Source organism: Okeania sp. SIO2C2 (assembly GCF_010692625.1).
GTDB classification, from domain to species: domain Bacteria; phylum Cyanobacteriota; class Cyanobacteriia; order Cyanobacteriales; family Microcoleaceae; genus Okeania; species Okeania hirsuta.
In genome coordinates this window covers 144,779-167,601 of the sequence record NZ_JAAHGM010000009.1, presented here as the reverse complement: position 1 = coordinate 167,601, position 22,823 = coordinate 144,779, and the positions used below count along the sequence as shown (strand labels likewise).

The 22,823-nt window shown below is 36.5% G+C and carries 19 protein-coding genes and 2 pseudogenes; 15 read left to right on the top strand and 6 right to left on the bottom strand.

The annotated features are described in order from the left end of the window. The first annotated feature begins 64 nt into the window (after nucleotides 1-64). The 4 genes from pstS (at nucleotide 65) to pstB (ending at nucleotide 6,422) form a co-directional block, all read left to right on the top strand. The gene (pstS, locus tag F6K18_RS09955) at nucleotides 65-1,156 is read left to right on the top strand and encodes a phosphate ABC transporter substrate-binding protein PstS (RefSeq protein WP_287520541.1); all 1,092 of its coding nucleotides are present in this window, start codon (nucleotides 65-67) and stop codon (nucleotides 1,154-1,156) included. 677 nt (nucleotides 1,157-1,833) lie between these two features. Further along, entirely contained in the window at nucleotides 1,834-2,808 is a 975-nt protein-coding gene (gene pstC / locus F6K18_RS09950) for a phosphate ABC transporter permease subunit PstC (protein ID WP_287520539.1), read from the top strand. An 870-nt stretch (nucleotides 2,809-3,678) separates the two neighbouring features. After that, nucleotides 3,679-4,563, top strand: coding sequence for a phosphate ABC transporter permease PstA (gene pstA / locus F6K18_RS09945; protein ID WP_375341311.1), 885 nt, complete (start codon nucleotides 3,679-3,681; stop codon nucleotides 4,561-4,563). A 1,037-nt stretch (nucleotides 4,564-5,600) separates the two neighbouring features. After that, the gene (pstB, locus tag F6K18_RS09940) at nucleotides 5,601-6,422 is read left to right on the top strand and encodes a phosphate ABC transporter ATP-binding protein PstB (RefSeq protein WP_287520534.1); all 822 of its coding nucleotides are present in this window, start codon (nucleotides 5,601-5,603) and stop codon (nucleotides 6,420-6,422) included. Between the two features lie 181 nt (nucleotides 6,423-6,603). On the opposite strand, the pseudogene F6K18_RS09935 reads toward pstB, so the two are convergent. After that, a pseudogene (locus F6K18_RS09935) lies at nucleotides 6,604-6,783 on the bottom strand (transposase); the annotation flags it as partial. Nucleotides 6,784-6,789: 6 nt separating this feature from the next. On the opposite strand from F6K18_RS09935, the pseudogene F6K18_RS09930 reads away from it, so the two are divergent. The 5 genes and pseudogenes from F6K18_RS09930 to F6K18_RS09910 all read left to right on the top strand — a co-directional run. Further along, nucleotides 6,790-6,927, top strand: a pseudogene (locus F6K18_RS09930) (IS630 family transposase); the annotation flags it as partial. Between the two features lie 524 nt (nucleotides 6,928-7,451). Beyond that, nucleotides 7,452-7,691, top strand: coding sequence for a hypothetical protein (locus F6K18_RS09925; protein WP_287520531.1), 240 nt, complete (start codon nucleotides 7,452-7,454; stop codon nucleotides 7,689-7,691). A 224-nt stretch (nucleotides 7,692-7,915) separates the two neighbouring features. Next, nucleotides 7,916-8,425: a hypothetical protein gene (locus F6K18_RS09920; RefSeq protein ID WP_287520529.1), complete on the top strand. Its 510-nt coding sequence runs from the start codon at nucleotides 7,916-7,918 to the stop codon at nucleotides 8,423-8,425. Nucleotides 8,426-8,839: 414 nt separating this feature from the next. Next, nucleotides 8,840-9,730, top strand: a complete 891-nt coding sequence (locus F6K18_RS09915; RefSeq protein ID WP_287520527.1) for a hypothetical protein — start codon at nucleotides 8,840-8,842, stop codon at nucleotides 9,728-9,730. A 14-nt stretch (nucleotides 9,731-9,744) separates the two neighbouring features. Next, nucleotides 9,745-10,194: a DUF2996 domain-containing protein gene (locus tag F6K18_RS09910; protein WP_287520525.1), complete on the top strand. Its 450-nt coding sequence runs from the start codon at nucleotides 9,745-9,747 to the stop codon at nucleotides 10,192-10,194. Between the two features lie 143 nt (nucleotides 10,195-10,337). Here the strand turns inward: F6K18_RS09910 and F6K18_RS09905 are convergent, their stop codons facing one another. Then, nucleotides 10,338-11,174: an alpha/beta hydrolase gene (locus tag F6K18_RS09905; RefSeq protein ID WP_287520732.1), complete on the bottom strand. Its 837-nt coding sequence runs from the start codon at nucleotides 11,172-11,174 to the stop codon at nucleotides 10,338-10,340. A 200-nt stretch (nucleotides 11,175-11,374) separates the two neighbouring features. On the opposite strand from F6K18_RS09905, the gene F6K18_RS09900 reads away from it, so the two are divergent. Continuing rightward, nucleotides 11,375-11,497, top strand: a complete 123-nt coding sequence (locus tag F6K18_RS09900) for a hypothetical protein (protein ID WP_275670435.1) — start codon at nucleotides 11,375-11,377, stop codon at nucleotides 11,495-11,497. 193 nt (nucleotides 11,498-11,690) lie between these two features. Here F6K18_RS09900 and F6K18_RS09895 read toward each other — a convergent pair whose 3' ends face one another. Next, nucleotides 11,691-12,422: a lysophospholipid acyltransferase family protein gene (locus F6K18_RS09895; RefSeq protein WP_287520523.1), complete on the bottom strand. Its 732-nt coding sequence runs from the start codon at nucleotides 12,420-12,422 to the stop codon at nucleotides 11,691-11,693. A gap of 299 nt (nucleotides 12,423-12,721) precedes the next feature. Here F6K18_RS09895 and metG point away from each other — a divergent pair, with 299 nt between their 5' ends. The 4 genes from metG to F6K18_RS09875 all read left to right on the top strand — a co-directional run bounded on the left by metG (nucleotide 12,722) and on the right by F6K18_RS09875 (nucleotide 18,732). Then, nucleotides 12,722-14,326 carry a methionine--tRNA ligase gene (metG, locus tag F6K18_RS09890; RefSeq protein ID WP_287520521.1) on the top strand — a complete coding sequence of 535 codons (1,605 nt, stop codon included), beginning with the start codon at nucleotides 12,722-12,724 and terminating at the stop codon, nucleotides 14,324-14,326. 120 nt (nucleotides 14,327-14,446) lie between these two features. After that, nucleotides 14,447-15,055 (top strand): NYN domain-containing protein, encoded by a 609-nt coding sequence (locus tag F6K18_RS09885; RefSeq protein WP_287520518.1) that lies wholly within the window; start codon nucleotides 14,447-14,449, stop codon nucleotides 15,053-15,055. Nucleotides 15,056-16,094: 1,039 nt separating this feature from the next. Next, on the top strand, nucleotides 16,095-17,255 hold the full coding sequence (gene lptC, locus F6K18_RS09880; protein WP_287520517.1) for an LPS export ABC transporter periplasmic protein LptC: 1,161 nt from the start codon (nucleotides 16,095-16,097) through the stop codon (nucleotides 17,253-17,255). A 400-nt stretch (nucleotides 17,256-17,655) separates the two neighbouring features. Continuing rightward, the gene (locus tag F6K18_RS09875) at nucleotides 17,656-18,732 is read left to right on the top strand and encodes a tocopherol cyclase family protein (RefSeq protein ID WP_287520516.1); all 1,077 of its coding nucleotides are present in this window, start codon (nucleotides 17,656-17,658) and stop codon (nucleotides 18,730-18,732) included. 274 nt (nucleotides 18,733-19,006) lie between these two features. Here the strand turns inward: F6K18_RS09875 and F6K18_RS09870 are convergent, their stop codons facing one another. Both F6K18_RS09870 and F6K18_RS09865 read right to left on the bottom strand, forming a co-directional pair. Beyond that, the gene (locus tag F6K18_RS09870; RefSeq protein WP_287520515.1) at nucleotides 19,007-19,543 is read right to left on the bottom strand and encodes a jacalin-like lectin; all 537 of its coding nucleotides are present in this window, start codon (nucleotides 19,541-19,543) and stop codon (nucleotides 19,007-19,009) included. A 433-nt stretch (nucleotides 19,544-19,976) separates the two neighbouring features. Next, nucleotides 19,977-20,108, bottom strand: coding sequence for a hypothetical protein (locus F6K18_RS09865; protein WP_287520512.1), 132 nt, complete (start codon nucleotides 20,106-20,108; stop codon nucleotides 19,977-19,979). Nucleotides 20,109-20,720: 612 nt separating this feature from the next. On the opposite strand from F6K18_RS09865, the gene F6K18_RS09860 reads away from it, so the two are divergent. Then, the gene (locus F6K18_RS09860; protein ID WP_287520510.1) at nucleotides 20,721-22,481 is read left to right on the top strand and encodes a GspE/PulE family protein; all 1,761 of its coding nucleotides are present in this window, start codon (nucleotides 20,721-20,723) and stop codon (nucleotides 22,479-22,481) included. A gap of 53 nt (nucleotides 22,482-22,534) precedes the next feature. On the opposite strand, the gene F6K18_RS09855 is transcribed toward F6K18_RS09860, so the two are convergent. After that, entirely contained in the window at nucleotides 22,535-22,708 is a 174-nt protein-coding gene (locus tag F6K18_RS09855) for a hypothetical protein (protein ID WP_287520507.1), read from the bottom strand. Nucleotides 22,709-22,823 lie beyond the last annotated feature (115 nt).

Sequence of the window (22,823 nt, the reverse complement as noted above, 5' to 3'; positions counted from 1 at the left end):
TAACCTAAATAGGTTAAGCTTTCGTTTATTCTTTTTGGTGTCTAGGTATAGAAAGCTAATAATTATGCAATTTGCTCTTAATCTTGCTCGAATAGCTCGTACGACTGCAAAAATGTCTGCAGTAGCTTTGACAATTGGTTTAGCTGCCTGCGGTGGTGGCGGTGACACTGACGGTACAGGTGGAGGTGCTCAAGTAAACCTCGTTGGAGCAGGAGCTTCTTTTCCAGCACCTATCTATCAACGTTGGTTTCAAGAGTTGAGTCAGAGTGACCCTAACCTACAGGTAGATTATCAGTCAGTTGGTAGTGGTGCTGGTGTCGAGAGATTTACTCAAGAATTAGTAGATTTTGGTGCTAGTGACGTGGCAATGACAGATGAGGAAATTGCTCAAGTTGGTCGGGGAGTCATTTTGCTACCGATGACTGCTGGTAGTATTGTATTAGCTTACAATTTGCCTGATGTTCCTGGTCTGAAGCTTTCCAGGGAAGTTTATGTAGACATTTTGTTGGGTAAAATTACTAATTGGAATGACCCTAGGATAGCTGCAATTAATCCTGATGTAACTTTGCCAGACCAAACAATTACGGTTGTATATCGTTCTGATGGTAGTGGTACAACTGGAGTTTTCACGAAGCATTTGAGTGCTATTAGTCCAGAATGGAAAGAGAAAGTTGGAGAAGGTAAAACTGTTCAATGGCCAGTAGGTATTGGTGGTGCGAAGAATGATGGTGTAACTGCTCAAATTCGCCAAAGCGAGGGGGCAATAGGTTACGTTGAGTATGGTTTTGCTAAGAGTGCTGGTCTAAATATGGCTTCCCTGGAAAATAGTTCTGGTAAGTATATAGAACCTACTGCTGAATCAGCAACTGCAACTTTAGAAGCAGTAGTATTACCTGAAAATCTACGAGCTTTTATTACCGATCCAGAAGGGGATAATTCTTATCCAATTGTCACTTATACTTGGATGCTTGCTTATGGTCAATATGATGATGCAGGTAAAGCTCAGGGAGTGGAAAAAATGATTGAATTTGGCTTAAATGAAGGTCAAAAAATTAGTGGTGAAATAGGTTATATTCCTCTTCCTAATAATGTACGTCAAAAAGTTTTAGAAACTGCCGATAAAATTAGCCCAGATTACAACATGACTCTCAAGTAGCATCAATTCATTAATTAATAATTGATAATGGATAATTGATAATTACCTCTGGTTAAAACCGCTCTTGATTGAATATAAGGAAGTATTATTTCTTCTCTTGGTTGATTGGATATGGCGAGGGGACCTCGCCATCCCTCAACCGCTTTTTTCCCCTTAAAAGGGTCGGCTTTAAACCTGAATTATTTAATTATTAATTATTAATTATTCGGTAAGAGTTCTACACCTATCACCTTTGAACGATAGTGACATTAAATGAGGTAGTCAGTTAGAGGAGATGTCAGATTAACCAGTTAGGTTAACGCTTATACAGTAGGACAGAAAATGGAGTCGATGGGAATTCTCGCTCCACAAACTGTATTAGCATCGTGTAGATGGTGGGATATTAAACCCACTCAGGAACAATATAATTCTGAATTATAAATTCAGTTTATTGCACTAATTTTGAGATAATATAACATCAAAATTAACCTAATAAAGTCCCTGAAGTTGACTCAATAACTCCTTGAAAATGTATATACCTATTTGAGGTAGATAGATTTCAATAATGGATAATGGATAATTGATAATTGATAATTACCTCTCCCTAAAAGGAAGAGGATTGAATAAAAGGAAAATTAATTCATTGTTTCTCCTTTAAAGGAGAGGCTTTAAACCTTAATTATTCGGTAAAAAATTTTATGGTTGCACAATCTAAAGTTCAAAAAGATAGTCGGTCTCGGACTAATCAAGAAAGAAAGTTTGATGATGGTTTTATTACTGTTACTAAAGTTTTTGCTTGGGGTATTGCAGCTATTTTAATATTGATAGCTTTAACGGTAGCTTCCCAAGCTATACCAGCTATTAATGAATTTGGCTTTACCTTTCTATTTAAAAGTGTTTGGAACCCTGTTGCTAATGATGGAAAGGGGGATTATGGCGCATGGCCAATGATTGTAGGAACTTTAATTAGTTCATTCCTTGCCCTATTTATTGCAGTTCCTCTCGGTCTAGGTACAGCAATATTTTTAAGTGAAGGATTTTTGCCTCCAAAAATTACTACTCCTTTAACTTTTATGGTGGAATTATTAGCAGCTATTCCTAGTGTGGTTTATGGTTTATGGGGTATTTATGTTTTGCTTCCTTTACTCAAACCAATTGAGGCTTTTTTAGGTAATTATTTAGGTTGGATTTTTATTTTTTCTCTTCCTAAGGGTGTTAGTGCGGGGGGCCCGGGAATGTTCCCAGCAGCGATTGTTTTATCCATAATGATTTTACCTATTATTACAGCAATTTCTCGTGATTCTCTTGCTAGTCTTCCTCCCGATCTACGACAAGCTTCTATGGGTATAGGAGCTACTCGTTGGGCTACTATTATTAGGGTATTAATTCCAGCGGCTTTTTCGGGAATTGTTGGTGGAATTATGTTAGGTTTGGGTCGAGCTATGGGAGAAACTATGGCTGTAACGATGTTAATTGGTAATGCTAATTCGATTAAACCTACTCTTTTTGCTCCGGCTAATACTATTGCTTCTTTGATGGCTAACCAGTTTGCTGAAGCTTCTGGTTTACAACTTTCTGCTCTGATGTATACGGGGATAATTCTGTTTATTTTAACCCTACTTGTAAATATTTTAGCTAATTGGATTGTTAATCGAATTAAGGCAAAGTATTAATTACTGTTGAAGTAAGAATTTCCTACGGAATGCTGCGCAAACAGGATTCAGTGGTCAGCTATCAGCTATGAGTTATTAACTGATTATCGCACGGAAGTCTCCAAGGGGAATTAAAAATTGTGTTTGCTTCCGCTATGAAGAAAATAAAAAGAAAATATTTTCCTTAAGTTTAATCCTATCCGCTTTCAAAGAGAGTTCAGCAATTAACAATTAACAATTGAAAATTAATAACTACCTCTTCTTAAAACGGAATTGATTGACTAAAATGATTTTTTTATTTTATCCTCTTAAAAAGGGAGGCTTCAAGGCATGAATTGTTGAATTAATAATTATTAATTATCAACTATTAATTAGGGCTTGCTGATTAAATCTAAAAGCATTGATATATAAATACTAAAGCCTTTTTAGAGTCGAAAAAAGTGCAGATTTTTCAGCTCTTTATGCTCAAAAAGTTAGTATTTTAGGCGCATAGTTGGGTAGAAAAATCAATATATCCAAAACTTAGCTCCTACCTCCTATAAATTCCAATTTCTCCTGTCTCTTGTCTCCTACCCCTACCAAAAGACTTTTTCAGCAAGCCCTAATTATTAATTATTCGGTAATTATCCATTATTCATTGGTAAGTATTTCCTCCGGAATGCTGCGCAAACAGCCGTCAGCTATTAGCTATCAGCTATTAATTTTTGGTCTGGGTAAAAGCCACCTTTGAAATGGAAAAAGAATAACAAATTACTGCCAAAGTCTCTAGACAAAACCTGATAAGTAATTATTCATTACTAATTGCTGATGGCTGACTGCTGATAGCTGAATACTTACATTCATTGTTCATTATCAATTGTTGAATACTATCTTGAATTAATCATGGCAGACATGACCTATAATCAACAACAACCAGAATCTATTGTGAGTCTGAAAAAAGACCCAAAAAGACCAAGAGAAATATTTAATAAAGTGATGACCGTATTATCAGGTGCTTGTATCGGCATCACTCTTATTCCTTTATTTGCTGTATTAATTTACGTTTTTATTAAAGGATCATCTCGTTTAAACTTAGATTTGTTTACTAAGTTACCACCTGCTGCTGGTCAAACTTCTGGTGGTATTGCTAATGCGATTTTAGGCACAATTATAGTAGTAGCGATCGCTAGTTTAATTGCTGTTCCTTTTGGTGTTTTAGCAGCAGTTTATTTATCAGAGTTTAGTGATGAGGAAACTGCTCGTCCAATTCGATTTGCTACTAATGTTTTGAGTGGTGTACCATCAATTATTGCTGGGGTATTTGCCTATAGTTTACTGGTACTATCTATGGGAAAATTTTCAGCATTTGCAGGTGGAGTTGCTTTAGCGGTTTTGATGTTACCGACCATCGTTAGAACTACTGATGAGGCTTTACAAATAGTTCCTAGGGATATTAGATGGGCATCGGTGGGAGTTGGTGCTTCTAATTATCAAACTGTTTTACAAATAGTTTTACCTGCTGCTTTACCGGGTATTATTACAGGTATTACTCTTGCTATTGCTCGTGCTGCTGGAGAAACTGCTCCATTACTTTTTACTGTTGTTTATTCTAATAATTGGCCTCGCGGTCCATTCGCTCCGACTGTTCCATCTTTGGCTTATTTAGTATATGAGTTTGCTCGTAGCTTTGATGTTGTTTTACAGGAGTTTGCTTGGGCGGGTTCTTTAGTTCTGGTTTTATTGGTTTTAATTACTAGTATTCTTTCTCGTTGGGCAACTAGTCAAAAACAGTTTTGATTAAAGAATGAATAAGGGAAACGGAAACTTCATAAATAAATAACAGTGATTAATTAATGACGCTTTATTTATTATACTTTGTGTCTATAGCAGAGAGGAGTTGAAAAAATATTTCCTTTTATTCGATTCATTATTACTCTATGTCCTAATCAATTCAATATTTGGTATAGCAAAATTATTGCTTTTTTTACTGCTTTAATATCAATCAATTTGCTAATCAAGATTGGTTGATTCGTGAAATAAAATTATACCTTTTTGATTTCAAGTTAAGGGAAAATGGATAATTTTTTATGTAAGTGAAGTGAAATACTTGAAGAAGGAGACAGGAGACAGGAGACAGGAGACAGGAGGAAAATTACATGGGGATTCGCTCCCCCAAGTAATGCGTGAACACTCCAGTTGACGGTGGGGTATTAAACCCACAAAGAAAATGATAATATTTTATCTTCTATATTCCTTCATTACCTAAAAAGCGTAAATTTTGTACCTCAATTTAATGAATCAAGGCTATATAAAAGATAATTATTGCTCTGCTGATTAAATATAAAAGCATTGACATTTGAAGAAGGAGACAGGAGACAACCCACCCCCAACCCCTCCCAGGAGGGGGAGACAGGAGGAAAATTACATGGGGATTCTAACCCCAAGTAATTTTGAACACCGTGTAGATGGTGGGGTATTAAACCCACAAAGAAAATGATAAAGACAAGTGCCTTTTTGGGAACGAAAAAAGTGCGCCTGTTTCAGTCTAAAACGCTCAAAAAGGAGCGTATTTTAGGCGCATAGTTGGGCAGAAAAATCATTCTTACAAAACTTAGCTCCTACTTCCTCGCTCCCGATCCATTTCTCCTGTCTCCTGTCTCCTACCCCTACTAAAATACTTTTTCAGCAAACCCTAATTATAGCACTATGAAAATATCAGAAAAACAGCGATTAAACCCTATAAATTTTATGGGTAAATGATTGAGGTGAAGCTGATAGTTATAAATAGCAAATACACAAATAATTTTGAAACTAAATTTAGGAGGTAATATCTCATGCCAGAATCTCAACAAAATCTTTCTAAACAAAAATCTGCCCCCGCTCTTTCAGCAGATAATGTTAGCGTCTTTTACGGAGATTTTAAAGCCGTGAAAGATGTTTCTATGGAAATTCCTAAAAATCAAGTAACTGCTTTTATTGGACCTTCAGGTTGTGGTAAAAGTACATTATTACGATGTTTTAATCGTCTAAATGATTTGATTAGTATTTTTCATTTAGAAGGTCGTATTCTTTATCATAATCAGAATATTTATGACTCAGATGTTGACCCTGTAGAAGTACGCCGACGTATTGGAATGGTATTTCAAAAGCCTAATCCTTTTCCTAAGTCAATTTACGATAATATTGCTTATGGGGTGAGAATTAATGGTCTGGCTAAGTCTAAAGAAGAAATGGATGAGATAGTAGAGCGATCGCTACGACAAGCTGTTCTCTGGGATGAGGTTAAGGATAAACTGGGGCAAAGTGGTTTTGCTCTTTCTGGAGGACAGCAACAACGTTTATGTATTGCTCGTGCGGTTGCTGTTAGTCCTGATGTGGTTTTGATGGATGAACCTTGTGCTTCTCTTGACCCTATTTCTACTATTAAGGTTGAGGAGTTAATTCATGAACTCAAGGAAAATTATACTATTATTATTGTGACTCATAATATGCAGCAGGCGACTAGGGTAGCGGATGTAACTGCCTTTTTTAATGCTAAAGCTGCCGAGGGTGGTAAACGTTTCGGTTATTTGGTTGAATTTGACGAAACTCACAATATTTTCCAGAACCCAAAGGAAGAATCTACTCAACAATATGTAAGTGGTCGTTTCGGTTAAATATTGAAGAAGGAAGATTGACAATTTGTGTAAAAAATTAGTTCTGATATCTTTAATTCTTGTATGAAATTTAGTCACTCTAAGTCTAGCTTTATTTCTACGTTGACTACCAAATTTTTTCTTGGCTAATTTTAGGTTGAAACTTATAGTTATTATGAATAAGACTGGGACAGTAAGAGACGCAATAATCTCGAATAATATCATCAATTGATTTATATTTTCCTTCGTACATTCTTTTCTTCTTTAATGCACCAAAGTCATGCTCTATATCATTTAAATCAGGAGAGTATTTAGGGAGAAATATAACTTCATGTCCTTGGTCATTGACTAATTCCCTAATCACCGTTTTTCTGTGAATTGGTGNGGCAAAAATTTCATCAGAAAATATGATCATCTTTGCAATTATTTTAAAGTAGTTAAGTGGCTATTTAAGTTTTTTGCAGATGGTCAAATATTCGATTTCCCAAAGCTTTTTCAGTATGGAATTTTGCTAGAACCTATTTAGGATTACTATATTTATCCAATATCTCTAAGTTAGGAAATATTTTAGTTCATACCTCATTTCATAACCCTTAAAAGTTACAAAAAAATAATTATTTTGTCAAGTTTCACAGTAGATTTTGTATCAAAAAAAATACAAAAAAAATTACTGTTTTTTGCACATAAATAGGGTGTGCTGATTAACCATAAAACCATTGAAATGTAAAGGTTTGAGCTTTCTTGGATTCCCAAAAAGTGCGCTTGTTTTAGTCTAAAACCCTCAAAAAGTTAGCATAAAAGACAAACTAAGGACAGAAAAATTGAGGGACAATTCTGACAATTCTTACTCCTACCTCCTCGCTCATTCCCCATTTCTCCTTATTCGGTCTTCCTTACTCCTGACTCCTACTCCTACCACTCATATCTTTCCATACGCAAACCCTAAATATTTTTTCCTCTGCTTTCAAACTGATACAGCGTGTTTCATATTAGTGAAGTACACCAGTCGCAGACAAAATGCCCGCACTACAAAGACTTGATCATTAATATTTGTACCTTATATACCTGCAATCTGCTGTACCACCTGCAATCTGCTGTACCAACTTAATCAAAATAAAAATCATCTACGCGATCGCCCTAGTTCACAAGGATGGTACTCGTGCCGATAAAAAATCACTAACAATCAACTTCATCTACACAAAGACAGATTTATCTATACAAAGACAGGCTGTACATCAAAATCAGCCATCAGATTTAGTTAAATCAGGACTTACGCAAATTTACTTTTAAACTACCATCTGTAGGGGTGAATAGTATTCTTTATCGCTATATGTAGAGTCTCTGCGTAAGTCATGTAAATATTGACCAGACCCACTAGAATTGAAAAAGAAAACATTCGCTCAGGTTTGGACAATTGTCATCTTAGGCCATCAGAAAAAACTATACGAATAATACAATTTTAAGAGAAAATTATACTAGCAATCTCAAATATATGATTTAAGGAGAGATAAAGAATGATATATAGCCGTAGATTAGCCAAAATTCTAGCCCCTATATTTATTTGCTTATTACTACTGACATCTGCTTGTGGTGGAGCCAAACAGCCAAGCCGTTTTGACCAGGCCCAACAACAAAGTAAAACAGAACGTCCTTCCCAAGCCCAACAAGTATCTGGCGGTAGTCTAAACAAATACTTCCCATCATCAAGTGGCGACTTTAAACTGAACTATGCTCAAGAGAAAAAAGGTTTTGCTCAAGCAAGTCTCAAAAAAGGTGGTAAAGAAGTAGCAGTCATGTCTATCAATGACATCTCCGCTTCCCCTGCTGCAGCCAACAAATTCCAAAATAGTAGCAAGAAAATAGGAGGATATCCAGCAGTTGAACAAGGTAAAACTACCACTGCGGTATTAGTAGATAATCGTTTCCAGGTAAAAGCTCAATCAAAAGACCCCTCATTTACCCCCAGCGATCGCGAAGCATGGCTACAAAAATTTAATCTAAGTGGTCTATCAAGTCTCAAATAAATAATATCATGTCCGGTAGTATCGGTATTGCATAGCGAAGGTAAGCAAGAGGGAAGAAGCAATAAGCAAGAGGAAAGAAGTAGGAAGGCTTAAGAGCAAAAAAAAACTTAAATTTATATTCACCCTTGGGTTTACACAAACTATACCAACGGACATAATATAATTCTGCCCTCCAACTTAAACAATATAGTCTTCCTTTGTTATAGCAGTGCGCGCTGGTATATTTACCAATTGCAGGAACTACCCAATAGCGAAAAGTCTCATAAGATTTCCTAGGGAATGCTTGGGCAAACAGTTTTTATTCCCACTATTGCCTATTGCCTGTTGCCTGCGCGTTTGCGCCAGCATTCTGCACCGAAAGCGCTATAACTTCCAAATATTAACTTTTTAATTAACCAAAGGAGCCACACACAAATGAGTAAGCCAATTTTTGAATTAGTAGATGAACTGCCCGAGGACAATCTGACAATTAAATCCTTACGTGCCTTAGATTTTGTTGTTCCTGGAGAATGGGATAACTTGGTAGGATTTGAAAATACCATCCGCACAGTTACAGGGGAAGACGACGAAGACTTAATTCAGCAAATAGGCGATCGCGCTGTAATTCTATTCAATGACAAAGCTCAAGGATATCAACGTGCTTTGTGGCTTTACCAAACTGTCAGTGGGGCAGGTCGTGCTGTAGGTGCGGCTACTCTAGCTAATATGGTTGGTAACAAAATTCCTCTAGTGGGAGGTTTGTTAACTAGCCTGACTCCTAAACCTGCAAAAGGCCAAACTATCGATCTGTCTCTGAAAGTTGTTGCTGAATTATTAGGTTTTTGCTCCATCAATGGCATTCCTGGAGATAGTATTGGTGATTTTGTAGGAGCTTTGGGTGATTATAGTGGGGAATCTTTGATGCGTTTAACAGCCTTAGTTTGTTTTGATGGTTTAATTCCTCTTGGGCCAGACTTTTTACAAGCAGTTTCAGAATGGATCGAACGACTATCCCCCTCAGACCTAGAAGAAAACGAAGGTTTCAGGGAAATGGAAGATGCTATTCCTGGGGATAATAAAGACAGTAAGTTAGGCTTTATTGGGGAAGCTTTCGGCTCTGTTTCTGGTTGGATGGGAGATTTTGTCAGCGATCGAGGCATTACTCCCCATAATGTGGCCAATAGTCTGCAAAGTTTTGTAGAATTTAGTGATGATAAATTGGATTATTTGGCTGCATTCCTAGATGTGAGTACCAATTATTATGAACATACAGGAGTTCAAACCCTGGCTCGTCGTTTAGTAGAACGAGCTTATGCAGAAATTTAATTAAGGAAGCACTTATGGCTGAAGAACAAGAAGCTAAAAAATCTGAAAATAAGCCTGCTGGAGGTAAGGTGAAAAAAGAAAAGCCTCCTGCTCTGGAAGATAAGCCTTTTGCGGAGTTTATGCAGCAAGATTATTTGCCAGCTTTGCAACAAGCTCTAACTAAGCAAGGTATTGACGACCTGGACCTGAACCTAGTAAAACAAAAATTACCTATGGTTGGCCTCAGTTCATCTGAAGAATGTTGGCAAGTTATGGGTAAGTTTAAACAAGGCCAGCGTCAGTTCAATGTTTATTTTCCGAAAAAAGATATTAAAGGCCCCAGAGCTTTTTCTTGTGCAGACAATGGCGCAAAACCTGCTACTCTAGAACCTTTTTTAATTGACGAGCGTAAAATTACTCTGGGTTTATTAGTGTTTGGCGTGATTCAACGTCTGAATGCTCAAAAGTGGCTGAGTTTAAATTAGAAAGTTAGAGCTGATTTATAAACTGAACTGAAACTCTTATGCTATCTAGGTCTGAGGAATTTATAGTTTACTGACCCACAATCGGCAAAACCTTTGTCATGTAAGAAATTCAGTCTCTTAATATTTACTTTATAAATCAGTTCTTAGGTGGTGGTGATTTTTAATGTCGTAGATACTATGTCTGTCTCTGCTCCAACTAACTCGCTGCCCCATCGATCTCGAATAATTTCGTAGAAGTCCACGTCTGTTTCTAGCAAGCAGGCGTGACCACTATTTGGCAGAACAACCATTTTAGCTTCAGGCAAATACTTGACTAAAAACTTAGCTTGTGATATAGAAGGCAATAGTCTGTCGGCTGCACTAGCAATAACTAATACAGATTTTTTTAACTTTTTTAGTTGATTCTTGTCTACCTGGAATGAACGCATTAACTCTAATCGCCAGATTGAGGTCTGTTGAGAAACTGACTGCATGGCCTCTAATAACGCTTGACGTTCTGCCCTTTCTATGCGGCCTAGAGCTGCTAAAAATGGTAAAGTTCCTGTAACCGATAATCTATACAAATAGCTTGGTAAGTATTGAGTCAGATATGAGCCATATTTGACTAAAGGTTGTTGACTGAATGAGGAAGCTGAATTGACTAAAATCAGCTTGTTGAATAATTCAGGAGCAGTAAAAGCAACTTTTAGGGCTAGACATCCACCAAAAGATTCTCCGCATAGGTAAACAGGTCTTTCCGGTATTGCCTGTCTTTCTATTTCAATTAACTCTACTGTCTTTTCTAATAACTGTTCCCAGCTCGATAGATCGTTGGATGGGATACTCAGACAGCGAATATCAAAAGCACTTGATAATCTGGATTGTTGCGATCGCAACAATTTACCTGTTCCATCCATAGCAGGCAAGAAAATCAATAAAGGTAATTCTGGTCTAGGTTTAGTTGGCCTTAAAAAACTAATTTGGCTATTTGCCACTTGCATGATTGAATACAAATAAAAAGTAATTAATGATTGATAATTTAATGATTAACAGTTAATATCTCTGAGTAATTTATCATTTACCTTCTATATCTATAGATTAGATTTTTTTTCTACGAACTACCTAATTATGACTTAAGATTCGCCTAGTGCAGGATGGCGAAAATAACTGACCAGTTACAAAATCGCGGGAACAATTACAATTGAAGAAGGAGACAGGAGACAGGAGACAGGAGACAGGAGGAAAATTACATGGGGATTCGCTCCCCCAAGTAATTTTGAACACCCCCGTTGACGGTGGGGTATTAAACCCACAAAGAAAATGATCAAAAATGATTGACTTTTAACTTCCGGGTAGCCGCACTAGTCTGACTTAACTAGAAATATAATAGTTTCGGTTTAGGAGAAAACAAAATTAAATTATTTAATTATTAAATTTATTGATGAATAAGAGCAATTTTTTATATGAGTTTCTAGAATAAAAATTGAGACATCAAGCAAAAGTTAAAGGTTTAATCCTTAAATACAACCTTCTATAAGTAAATTAGCAATTTCTTGGCTAACATAATCAGTCAAATTGTTGACTAACTGTTTAGCGTATTTTCCATGATATTGCTGACGGTGGGAAGGCTTAACCCAAAACGGGCGACCAAACATGATATTAGAACGCTGATAAACTATCGCTGGATGCCATCCAGGTTGATTAAATAAAGGTTCTGAAGGATCGAAAAAACTTAACAACTTCAAAGGTATTCTCGAAGAAATTAAATGCTCATCAGATGAAGCGATCGCCACTGGCAAAATTGCCAAATTTGCAACTGGCGAGCGTAAGGCCAAATGAGCAAATCCTCTTTGAAAATCACTAATCAAATTAGGTGGAGTACACCGAACCATAGGTGCTGCTCCTTCTGGAAAAACTCCTACCATTTCTTCCGCTTGTAATAACTGTGTTGCCTGTCGAAAAAAACCTTGTTGTCTACGACTCGAATTATCTAAAGGAAAACAACCTAAACCAGTAACCATTTCTCGCAGTAGAGGTACTTTGCCCATATAGTGATGACAAGCAAATTTAATTTGCCGATTAACGGCCACTGTCAGTAACAAAGGGTCCATAAAACTACGATGGTTACTTACAACAATTATGCCTCCTTCTGAAGGAATCCTGTCTGCATGATAAACAAAAGTTCTACTGCCAATAGCAGCTAAGAACAAACGAGAAATAAGCAGTAGATTATTTGCTTGGTGTCCCATCTTACCTCTGAATAATTAGGTATGTAAATTCTAGACTCTCATAAATATTTTCTCAGAATAGTAACGTTAGGATACCAAAAGTTAAAATTTCTTTGAGAAAGTCCAGAAAAACATGATAACAGCATTACTGTTATGGTAGGGGATTTTATTGGCTTTTACAGCTGATCATTAATGATGTTGATTAGGTCAATAAACAACCAGTTAAACAAAGTATAAATCAAATAGGTCGATACTACTAGACTCGTTATGATTGTACCCAGAATTCAGTTCAAATCAATAGTATTTTACTCTGATTTTCCATGAAAAACACATATAAAACTCAGGATACCTTTGCAATTACAACTCCCCTTTACTATGTTAATGATTTACCGCATATAGGCAGTGCTTATACCACTATTGCTGCTGATACGGTAGCTCGTTTTCAAAGGCTACAAGGTAAATTAGTGCTGATGATTACTGGCACAGACGAGCATGGCCAAAAAATTCAAAGGACAGCTCAGAGCAAAGGCAGGTCCCCCCAAGAACATTGTGATTTAGTGGTATCAGGATTTGAATCTCTCTGGCAACAACTAAATATTCAATATGACCGTTTTAGTCGTACTACTGCATCTAACCACGAGTTAATTGTCAAAGAATTTTTTCAAAGAGTTTGGGACCGAGGTGATATCTATTTAAGTCAGCAACAAGGATGGTATTGCGTAGCTTGTGAAGAATTTAAAGAAGAACGCGAACTTCTAGAAGATAAACATTGCCCCATTCATACTAACCAAAAAGTAGAATGGCGTGATGAGCAAAATTACTTCTTTCGTCTTTCTAAATATCAGGAAAAACTACAAGCTTTTTATCGAGAAAAGCCTAATTTTATTCAGCCAGAAAGCCGTCGCAATGAAGTCTTAAATTTTGTTAACCAAGGATTACAAGACTTTTCAATCTCTAGAGTTAATGTAGATTGGGGTTTTCAACTACCAGTCGATCCCAGCCATACTATCTATGTTTGGTTTGATGCTCTATTAGGTTATGTAACAGCACTCCTAGATCCTGATAGTGAACCTACCCTAGAGAATGCTTTATCAAAATGGTGGCCGATTAATTTACACCTAATTGGTAAAGATATACTGCGTTTCCATGCTGTTTATTGGCCAGCAATGCTAATGTCAGCAGATTTACCAATCTCTCATCATGTTTTTGGACATGGATTTTTGACCAAAGATGGGAAGAAAATGGGTAAATCTCTCGGTAATACTTTAGATCCATTTGAATTACTAAAAAAGTATGGCTCTGATGCTGTTCGTTACTATTTTCTCAAAGAAATAGAATTTGGAGTCGATGGTGATTTTAGTGAAACCCGCTTTATCAATGTCCTAAATGCTGACTTAGCCAATGATTTGGGTAATCTACTAAATCGTACTCTCAAAATGGCTCATAAATACTTCAAAGGCCAAATTCCTGATATTCACGGTGAGGAAATAGAAGTCACTCATCCACTTAAAGCAATAGGCATGAGTTTAGGCGAACAAGTTATTCAAGCTTATACTGATTTAGCTTTTAGTCAAGTTTGTGAAGCCGTATTGGCCTTAGTGAGAACTAGCAATAAATATATAGACGAAACTGCTCCTTGGAGTCTATATAAGCAGGGTCAGTTAGAGGCTCTAGCAGAAGTGCTATATTCTGTGTTGGAATCTGTTAGACTAGCGTCCTATCTTTTATCACCAATAATTCCCAATATTAGTAATGCTATCTATCAGCAACTAGGTTTCTCAAATGACTTTAACGATAAATCAGTAATTAATAGTTCAGAAATTTTTGTCAAACAAACAAACTGGGGCGCTTTACCAAAAAATCAAATTCTTGGGCAACCTCAACCGATTTTTCAAAGAATAGAACTGGCAGAAACTGTTTCTTAAAAATCTAATTGTAGTATCGTTTTTTTTCAAATTACATCGCCTATTTTTTGTACTGAAAATTTATATCTGAGTGAAGAATTCCATTTCTTTATTCAATAAAAAAAACCGAGGTTAAAAATCATGTTGAATCATCAACAAATAGAAATTAATGAGATATTTACTCCCGAACAAATTCTAGAAAATCGTGGCAGAGTAGCAATTTTCATTGATGGGTCTAATCTATTTTATGCTGCTTTGCAATTAGGAATAGAAATAGATTACACTAAGCTTCTTTGTCGTCTTACTGGTGGTTCTCGCCTCCTACGTTCCTTTTTCTATACAGGAGTAGATCGTACTAATGAAAAACAGCAAGGATTTTTGCTGTGGATGCGTCGTAATGGTTATCGTGTCATTTCTAAAGATTTAGTACAGTTACCGGATGGTTCTAAAAAAGCTAATCTTGATGTGGAAATAGCAGTTGATATGATGGCTTTAGTAGGTTCTTATGATACTGCTATATTGGTTAGTGGGGATGGAGATTTAGCTTATGCTGTAGATGCTGTTAGTTATAGGGGTGTTCGGGTTGAGGTAGTTAGTTTGAGGTCTATGACTAGCGATAGTTTAATTAATGTTTCTGACCGTTATGTAGATTTAGAAAACATTAAAGAAGACATTCAAAAAACTTCTAAGTCTGCTGGTTATACTTATCGTCCTTTATCAGCTATAGGTTTAATGGAAGAACATGATTAAAGATAAGAGTAAGCATTTAGCACTCAGTCATCAGCTATTAGCTATTGCTTTTAGTTTAGGGTAAAAGCTTTATTAATTGTCTTACTACAAAAGTTGCTTCCCTTGCCCTTAAAGTCTATATTAATTTAAACGCAGTCTTTAAGGAGATAATTTTGTTGCTGATAGCTGACAGTTAATTCTAATTTAATTTAGAAAAATCACCAAACTATAGGGCGTGTCATCAGTTTAAAAGTTTCAAAGTTTTGTTAGTTTTTTTTGATGTTAATAGATTAATAACTAGAGAATTACATACTCTAGATTTTAGCAGTGAGTTAAAGCGAAAATTGAATATTATTTACTACAAGGAAAGTTGGAAAAAATGAGCGTTATTCTAGTAAAAACAGGAATTTTTTGCTCATAATTAAAAAACTTTCCTTGAGTTTTTTTGTCATAGGAAATGCTTATATCATGTCCGGTTGAACAGTTATAAATAAACGACTAAGGAGTCAGGAGACAACCCACCCGCGGGCCCCTCCCAGGAGGGGAGGGGAAGACAGAAGACAGGAGGGTAGAAAGAACAGAAGAAGGAGAAAGTTTTTTATCACTAATTATCCGGACATGATATTACCGAAAAATTCGGGGTTGCACATTATGGAATGATATTACTAAAAATTAGTTTAGACTTTGACTAAAAAAAACCATTAATTAGTCATTCTAGCAATTATCAAATCCAAAATCCTGTTCATCAAAAATATAAAATCATTCGTCACTGTGCAACGCCTATACTTGGGTAAGACTTCGGTTATTAATTAATTCAAACAGGTAGAATCACTTTTTCACTAAAAATAGCCAAGTTAATGTTAATTATTCTTACTTATCCCCCACTCCCGCACTCCCCCCACTCCCCTACTACCCTACTCTACAAAATGTAGAAAAGTTTTTGATAAATGGTATTCTTTATAAGAAGAGGTAATTCTAAATTATAAATTATTAATTCTTGAACCTTATCAACTCCAAAACTACTGTAAATTAGTATAACTACTATCCTTGTAGACTTTTTATGATGGAACAAAATAATTCTTTTTCCTATTTCTATAATTCATCAATACCTTTATTAATTTTAGTAACTTTACTTCTAGGAATAACTGCTTGTAATCAACAAAATCAAGTTCAAGAAAATACATCACAACCTATTCCTGCTCAGACACCAGAGAGTGATTTGACTTTAAATGATGTTACTTTAGAAGAAGCATCAGAAGAAGGTCAAATGTTGTGGCGAGTAAAATCTCAACGAGCTTCATATTTGCAAAATCAAAAATTAATCAGAGTTACAAAACCTGAAGGTGAATTATTTCAAGACGGAAAAGTAACCTATAAAATTACTGCTTTACAAGGAGAAGTATATCAAGATGGAGACAAAATTATATTGATAGATGAAATAGAAGTATATGATATTCAAAATAAAATAGTTGTTAGAGGACAACAACTCGAATGGTTGACAGATCCAGGAATTATTATTGTCACTAATAATATTACAGGTAGTAACGAACAAGTACAAGCATCAGCTCAGAAAGCAAAAGTTATTAGTAAAGAAAAAAAAATAGAGTTTTATGGTCAAGTAGTAGCTCTGGTCAAAGAACCTGTAGTTAAAATACAAACAGAACAATTATTTTGGGAAATAGGGCAAAAAAAATTGGTTACTAATCAACCTATAAAAATCGAACAGCTCAAAGATAAAAATGTTATTGGCAGTGCTTATGGTGACGAATCAGAATATGATTTAGAAAATAAAATAGCTACTCTCAAGAAAAATGTGCAGCTACTCCAAACTGACCCAAAATTACAAATAAGTAGCGACTTAGTTACTTGGAATATGCCACAAAATTTGATTACTTCTCCAGGACCGATAACAGTATTAGAACAAGAAGAAAAAGTAGTTTTGAAAGCTAATCAAGGTCAAGGAAATTTTCAAAACAATACCTTCAAATTATTAGGAAATGTTATTGGTGTTGGGCAAAACAATCAAGCTCAGTTAAATAGCGATCGCCTAACTTGGTACTTTGAAAATCAGACTTTTGAAGCAGAAGGAAACGTATTTTATCGTCAAGTTGACCCGCCATTTAATGTTAGAGGTCCTCGGGCAGTTGGACAACTAGAAAATGAAAAAGTTACCATTGAAGGTGGTCGTAGTAATGTAGTAACAGAAATTATTCCTCAGTAGCAGAAGGAAGAAGAAAAAAGAAAGAAGGAAGAAGAAAAAAGAAAGAAGGAAGAAGAAAAAAGTAAAGAAGGAAAAAAATAAAGAAGGAAAAATCTGGCATTGTCTGAGTTTTAAGCTTTTGATATGTCCACGCCCTTTATTTCGACTGTTTTTATCGAGAAATTGTTGTCTAAAGTCTCCCCTTTTAAGGGGATAAAAAAAAGAGAATATTGATTCAACCCTTCCTATTGCAGAGGTACTGATAACTGATAACTGAAATGACCCCCCACACTAATTCAAATGTGCAAATATGCAAATATGCAACGCCCTTTAAGTATTAGATGCGATACTAATTCGCAACTGCTCTACAAAATCTCGAAAATTTTCATAAAATATTCTGAAGTCTATTATATTCGCAGTTGTGAGAACATATCCAAAACAAACACCCCATAGTGGCTATCACTGGGATGGTAGCGATCGCCGTTTTTTTGAAGGTTGGTATTACCGAGTCACTCTACCAGAAGAAAAACAAACCTTCGCCTTTATGTACTCTATAGAAGACCCTATAGGTTGCCAACCCTACAGCGGTGGTGGCGCTCAAATTCTCGGCCCAAATGACGAATATCTCTGTCGCACCTTCCCAGATGTCACAAAATTTTGGGCAGCACCAGAAGTCCTGGAATTAGGTCATTGGGGACAAACTGATTTGCAAGGCCTAGTTGGCTATCTAGACCCACAAGTATTCAATGCTCAAATCAAACAAGGATATCAAGCTACTGCCACTTGGCATCAAGGAATTCTCTCTGACCCTGGAAAAAATAACCACTGCCGTTGGCAATATCAAACAAAACCTATTTATGGCTGGGGAGACCCAGATGCACAACAACAATCAACCGCTGGTTGGCTATCATTTTTACCAATTTTTGAGCCTGGATGGCAAATATTAATGGCTCACGGTCTTGCTACTGGATGGATAGAATGGAATGGCAAAATCTATGAGTTTACCAATGCACCAGCATACAGTGAGAAAAATTGGGGCGGTGCTTTCCCCAAAAAGTGGTTTTGGTTCAACTGCAACAGTTTCTATGACGAATCAGATTTAGCTTTAACTGCTGGTGGTGGTAAGCGAGGAGTATTGTGGTGGATGGAAGAAGTGGCAATGGTGGGTATTCATTATCAAGGTAAGTTTTATGAGTTTGTACCGTGGAATTCGGAAGTACATTGGCAAATTCAGCCTTGGGGAGAATGGCAAATGCAAGCCAAAAATGACAACTTTGAAGTAGAGTTGAATGCAACAACAAATTTTTCTGGTACACCTCTACGAGCACCATCTGAACAGGGATTAATATTTTTGTGCCGAGATACTATGCGCGGTCATTTAATCTTGAGGTTAAGAGAAAATCGGGGTAGTCATTCAAAGTTGATTCTGGAAGCAAGAAGTGATTTATGTGGTTTAGAAGTTGGTGGGGAGTCTTGGGAGAAAACTTGGATTAATTAGGGTTTGCTGAAAAGGAGTAGGGGAGTGGGGGAGTGGGGGAGTGGGGGAGTAGAGATTAGTTAGGGTTTGCTGATTAAATCTCAAAGCACTGACATCTGAAAGTAAGTGCCTTTTTGGAGGGAAAAAAATGCCAACTTTTCAGCTTGAGTGACCAAAAAGTTAAAACTTTGGGCAGACAAACACAGAAAGATATAGCTACAATTATTCCTCCTACTTTCTCTTTCTCCCCACACTCTGCTTTTTTCAGCGAGTTTTGTTAAGAACTATCTCCGGTTTATTCGCACTCAGCTTCGATATAAACTCCCAAAGAGGTTAGATAACCAGAGGCGCTGCCGAAGAATGATTGAATGGTGGGTTGGGCAGCTTTCAAGGTGAATGGTTCTGGGTTTGATGTTGCTTGCATAGTACCAAACGGACCATAAATATTGCCCTTAAGAGTCTTAAATGTTAATTGGGCAATTAAGGGTTCGTTGCCAGCATATGAATAGTCAGCAACGTAACCACTTACTTCTACTAATGGATCATCCTCACTAAAAGAGATGGTGGTCTTGCCGCCCCCAGTACCTCCATTCTCAAATGATTCTCCATTAGCATAAGTTACCTCGAAGCCATCAATAATAAATCCATGATAAACAGTGATTTCAGCAATTGGACCTAATGTGGTGGCTTTAGGGAAATTATAAAACTCAGTGGTTGTCCTTCCTACAGGGCCTTTAAGAACTTGGGCTTGGGCAGGAGAAAACCCTAGAGTTGTACTCAACAAGACTACTGCAGCTAATAGTCCAACAAACTGAAAAAATCGCTTCAACATTACTTAGAACCTCAATTTTTCAAGGAATTTGTAGTCATCTACAACCTAGCTGATGTGGTGGCAGAAATTTTGAATCATTCAAAAAAATTTACAGTTATAAAAAAAATATTATTTTTGATACCTTATAGCTCAATATATGTTCTAAATAGGGTTTGCTGAAAAAGTCTTATGGGCGAGGGTAGGAGTCAGGAGTCAGGAGGACCGAGTCAGGAGAAATGGGAATTACAGAGGATGTAGTTGAAAGAATAGTCCCTTAATTTTTCTGCCCAACTCTTGCAAAAAATGCTAGTTTTTTGAGCTTTCTCGACCGAAAAGCTGGCACTTTTTTTCAACCTAATAAGGCTGAAAACTTTATATGTTAATACTTTGATAGTTAATCAACAAGCCATACATAACTTACGCCAACTTAATCAACCGGGTTTATTGCCTAGTGCTATAATTGAAATGACTTCAACCATACCCTGCCAACAACTAAAGTCAAATCATCATCAGTTCTTCCCGTTACTTTTGGCGATCGCAAAAATTCCTCCAACTGCTTAGTTGCTTCTTCCTCTTCAGTAACCACCGTTATTTCAGTTATCAGTTATCAGTTATCAGTGGCGTTGTTGCACAAAGAGAGTAAATAGGGGGATATGGTGCAGGTTTCGGAGCCATCCCACCCTACGGGAACCTCCGATATCCCATTTTTAAACCACCAATATTTTGTATAATTATATACATCTATATCAATTCATTCTTAAAGCAAAAGTTAGCGATTTATTATGTTAAGTTTATGTTATTTTTAAGCTCTCTGTTTCCCGATTATCTTTCACTTTTTCCAGAATATGGTATTTTTATTTGAGATGTAAATATAGATAGAAGTTTTTTAGGATAAAAAAAGCACATTGAACTAGTACATTACATCCTTTTTTTGCTACTATTTATACTGTTTTTTATTATTTTTTATTCCATATTCCCTATCCTCTATTCCCTTTTTTATAGTACTTAATCTCCACATTCCAGATAAAAATGCTATATTTTATACAAAACTTTTATCAATACTCCTACACAAAACCAAAATCATAAAAGGGTTTTAATTTAATCATAACAGTACTATTCTCAGAAGTTGGAGGAGAACAAAAAATATTTTTTCCTTGATGCAATAATATGATTAAAAACCATCTCTAATTAATTAACTATGACTACATCAACCTCTGTTCTATCAGCTTGGCAACTCTTAAGAAATCGTGAAATTACTTGCCAACAAGCATTGGAAAATTTAGTAGATAAACGAGGAATAGTAAATCTACAACTACTTGATAAAGAAGTAGCATATCGTTTCTTTAGAGAATTTCCAGATCGAAAAGATTTACCACCAGTTATTCCCCTACTGTTATGGCGTAACTGTTATTACTTAGCTTCCCCTATAGAAATATGTGCTGATGAGATGAAAAATATGAGTGATCGCACTTTTTCTGACATCAAAATTATTTTTATTGCAGAAAAGAGCTATAGTGCCTGGTATCATAGAGAAAAAATAGACCCCAAGTCTATTTCTGGGAATCAGTTAATTAATCCTTTAACTGGAGAGCTAGAAGAAGAAGATGTCAGCGCTACCACAGAATTATATCTTTCCCAAGCAGCAGACCAAATTGGTCGGATTAAAACAATTATTTCCGGCGCTTTGCGTAACCGTGCTAGTGACATCCATCTTGAACCTACTGGAGATGGTCTACGAGTACGTTACCGTATTGATGGCATCCTCAGAAATATTACCACCCTACCAGCAGATATTGGTCGTCGAGTAGTGGTTGCTATTAAGGTCATGTGTGATATGGATATTGCTGAAAGTAGATGTCCTCAAGATGGGAGAATTAGCGAACAATATGTAGGAGACGATGATTCTAATATAGGAATAGATTTACGAGTCAGTACCCTTCCCTGTGTCGGAGGGGAAAAAGCTGTGATTAGGTTACTAACTTCCAAAAATCCTTTTTCTAGTTTGGATAAGTTGGGATTTTCTGAGCGGAGTTTGAGTGTATACAAAAGTTGGTTGCATCAACCACAGGGAATGATTATTTTTACAGGACCGACTGGTTCTGGGAAAACAAGCACTCTATACACCAGTTTGTTATCAGTGGCAACAGAACACGTTAATGTGGTTACTGTTGAAGACCCAGTAGAATATGTATTACCCGGAATTACTCAAACTCAGGTAAATGAAAGAGCAGGAATGACTTTCGCCGCAGGTCTACGGGCAATTTTGCGTCAAGATCCTGATATTATTATGATGGGAGAAATACGCGATCGCGAGACAGCGGATACAGCAGTAAGAGCTGCATTGACTGGTCACTTAGTCTTGACTACTCTTCATACTAATGATGCTATAGGTGCAATTCCTCGGTTAAAGGATATCGGTCTTGACCCTGCTTTGATGAGTGATGCGCTATTGGGTATTGTTGCACAAAGATTAGTGCGAAAAATTTGCCCCCATTGTGGAGAAGCTTATACTCCCACAAATGCCGATCTACAAATATTGGGTTTAGAGCAGCCACAAATATTACCTTCTATGAGTTTGGCTGTTAGCAAAAGTCTATCTGCTTATGCTTCTGCTTTGAATAATGGCAATGGGGGGCAAACTATATCTGCTGTTACTCCGAGTATAAAACATGAAATTCAGGGAAAATGGCGTATTGGTCGTGGTTGCTCTAATTGTTTCCATTCTGGTTATTCTGGTAGAGAAGCAATTGTAGAATTATTGGATGTAGATGATCGGGTTCGTGAGTTGATTTATGAAGGTACTATGACTCAATTACAGCGTTATTTGAAGCAAAATGGTTTTGTTTCTTTCCAAACTGCTGCTGTTGAAAAGGTAACTCAAGGAATAACTACAGTTGAAGAAGTACAGCGTGTTTTGCCACGTAGTGCTTTATATACTCACAATTTTACCAGAGGTTGATATTAAATAGGGTTTGCTGAAAAAGTCTTATGAGTGAGGGTAGGAGTCAGGAGTTAGGAGTCAGTAGGGGAGGCATGGGTAGGGCGACGTACAAGAGAAAAAAAGAAGGAAGATAAAGAAGAAAGTTTTTGATCATCAGGACTTACGCATACCACCACATATAGTAGGGGTTGACGACCGTTAACCCCTGCAAATGGTGTATAATTTTGTCTTTTGCGTAATATCATGTCCGCTTGAATACTTTTGAATACTTATACTTTGGTGGAAGGAAGACAGAGGGTAGAAGGCAGCTATGCTGTTTGCGTAGCATTCCGTAGGAAAGAGTTTCTTTTAATTGAAACT

What these genes read in the sequence shown, in the direction of transcription:
- pstS (WP_287520541.1), top strand. Translation starts at nt 65, where the DNA reads ATGCAATTTGCTCTTAATCTTGCTCGAATAGCTCGTACGACTGCAAAA.
- pstC (WP_287520539.1), top strand. Translation starts at nt 1,834, where the DNA reads ATGGTTGCACAATCTAAAGTTCAAAAAGATAGTCGGTCTCGGACTAAT.
- pstA (WP_375341311.1), top strand. Translation starts at nt 3,679, where the DNA reads ATGACCTATAATCAACAACAACCAGAATCTATTGTGAGTCTGAAAAAA.
- pstB (WP_287520534.1), top strand. Translation starts at nt 5,601, where the DNA reads ATGCCAGAATCTCAACAAAATCTTTCTAAACAAAAATCTGCCCCCGCT.
- F6K18_RS09920 (WP_287520529.1), top strand. Translation starts at nt 7,916, where the DNA reads ATGATATATAGCCGTAGATTAGCCAAAATTCTAGCCCCTATATTTATT.
- F6K18_RS09915 (WP_287520527.1), top strand. Translation starts at nt 8,840, where the DNA reads ATGAGTAAGCCAATTTTTGAATTAGTAGATGAACTGCCCGAGGACAAT.
- F6K18_RS09910 (WP_287520525.1), top strand. Translation starts at nt 9,745, where the DNA reads ATGGCTGAAGAACAAGAAGCTAAAAAATCTGAAAATAAGCCTGCTGGA.
- F6K18_RS09905 (WP_287520732.1), bottom strand. Translation starts at nt 11,174, where the DNA reads ATGCAAGTGGCAAATAGCCAAATTAGTTTTTTAAGGCCAACTAAACCT.
- F6K18_RS09895 (WP_287520523.1), bottom strand. Translation starts at nt 12,422, where the DNA reads ATGGGACACCAAGCAAATAATCTACTGCTTATTTCTCGTTTGTTCTTA.
- metG (WP_287520521.1), top strand. Translation starts at nt 12,722, where the DNA reads ATGAAAAACACATATAAAACTCAGGATACCTTTGCAATTACAACTCCC.
- F6K18_RS09885 (WP_287520518.1), top strand. Translation starts at nt 14,447, where the DNA reads ATGTTGAATCATCAACAAATAGAAATTAATGAGATATTTACTCCCGAA.
- lptC (WP_287520517.1), top strand. Translation starts at nt 16,095, where the DNA reads ATGATGGAACAAAATAATTCTTTTTCCTATTTCTATAATTCATCAATA.
- F6K18_RS09870 (WP_287520515.1), bottom strand. Translation starts at nt 19,543, where the DNA reads ATGTTGAAGCGATTTTTTCAGTTTGTTGGACTATTAGCTGCAGTAGTC.
- F6K18_RS09860 (WP_287520510.1), top strand. Translation starts at nt 20,721, where the DNA reads ATGACTACATCAACCTCTGTTCTATCAGCTTGGCAACTCTTAAGAAAT.
- F6K18_RS09855 (WP_287520507.1), bottom strand. Translation starts at nt 22,708, where the DNA reads ATGATATTACGCAAAAGACAAAATTATACACCATTTGCAGGGGTTAAC.